The organism is Stenotrophomonas sp. S41, assembly GCF_016624625.1.
GTDB lineage: Bacteria > Pseudomonadota > Gammaproteobacteria > Xanthomonadales > Xanthomonadaceae > Stenotrophomonas.
Window position 1 is genome coordinate 1 of sequence record NZ_JACVTV010000219.1, and the last position, 664, is coordinate 664.

At 56.3% G+C, this 664-nt stretch carries 1 protein-coding gene; it reads right to left on the reverse strand.

Features of this window, described 5'->3' with window-relative positions:
* Positions 1–34: 34 nt before the first annotated feature.
* Positions 35–664 (reverse strand): IS3 family transposase (locus IAE56_RS20970; RefSeq protein ID WP_200753844.1); only part of this gene is annotated, 630 nt, incomplete at its 5' end.

Here is a 664-nt window from a genome sequence, read left to right on the forward strand (position 1 = left end):
TGAAGTGACCCCCTAAAGTTGGACAGTTGGGGGATCAGGCGGCCAGCGCGGCCTGCTCCCGGTACTTTACGGGACTCAAACCCTTTAGTTTCAATCGTATACGGTCTTCGTTGTAGTACCTGATGTACTCCATCAGCCCGTCTTCCAGCCTTTCGATGCTGTCAAAGGTCTTCAGATAGAAGAATTCCGACTTCAGCGTCCCGAAGAAGCTCTCCATGGCCGCATTGTCTAGGCAGTTGCCGCGCCGGGACATGCTCTGTTTTAGCGAGTGCTTTGCGAGCGTGTGGCGGTATTTTTCGTGCTGATAATGCCAGCCTTGGTCGGAGTGGATCATCGGTCGATCTTCGGGCGAGAGCTTCTTGATCGCTTGATCCAGCATCTCGCCCACCAAGTCGAAAACCGGTCGGCGCTTCATCTGGTAGGCCACGATTTCACCGTTGTAGAGGTCCAGGATCGGCGAAAGATAGAGCTTCATGCCCTGCACCTTGAACTCGGTTACGTCGGTCACCCACTTCTGGTTGGGCATTTCGGCTTCAAATTGACGGTCCATTTCGTTGGGCACCACGACGTTGGCCGCACCCTTGAACGCGCGGTAGCGCTTGATGCGCACCCGCGACTGCAGGCCCAGCTCGGCCATCAGCCGCTGCACCCGCTTGTGGTTGAT